Below are 466 nucleotides of genomic sequence, written 5' to 3'. Positions count from 1 at the left end.
CACATTCAACTCGGTAATCAACGACCTCTGCTCCTCTCTCTTTCCTCTCTTTTTCTCCCTCTCCCCCCTCTTTCCCTCTTCCTTTCCCCTCTCTCTCCTCCCCCCCTCCCTCTTTTCTTTTCTTTCCTTTCCCTCTCCCCCCTCCCTTTCCTCCCTCTCTTCCCCCTCTTTTCTCCTCCCCTCTTCCTTCTTCCTTCTCTCCCTTCCTCCTCCTCTCTTTTTTCTTTCTCCCCTTCTTTTTCCTCTCCCTCCCTTTCCCCCCCCTTTTTCCCCTTTTTTCCCTTCCCCCTCCCTTCCTCCTTCTTCTTCCTTCCTCCTCCTTCCTTTTTCTCCCCCTCTTTTCTTTCCCCCCTCTTCTTTTCCTCTTTCCTCCCTCTCTCTCCTTTCCTTCCTCCTTTCTTTTTCCCCTCCTTCCTTTCTCCTCCTCTCTTCTCCTCTTCCCTTCTTCCTTCTCCTCTCTTTTCTT

Annotated in this window: 1 protein-coding gene; it reads right to left on the bottom strand. The window is 51.5% G+C overall.

What is annotated here, in order from left to right; all coding sequences use genetic code 11:
- Positions 1 to 466: hypothetical protein (locus A3773_RS19800; RefSeq protein WP_197462840.1), on the bottom strand; the 466-nt coding region annotated here is incomplete at both ends.

Source organism: Neptuniibacter pectenicola (assembly GCF_001597735.1).
Taxonomy (GTDB): domain Bacteria; phylum Pseudomonadota; class Gammaproteobacteria; order Pseudomonadales; family Balneatricaceae; genus Neptuniibacter; species Neptuniibacter pectenicola.
This window is presented reverse-complemented; position numbering and strand designations above follow the sequence as displayed.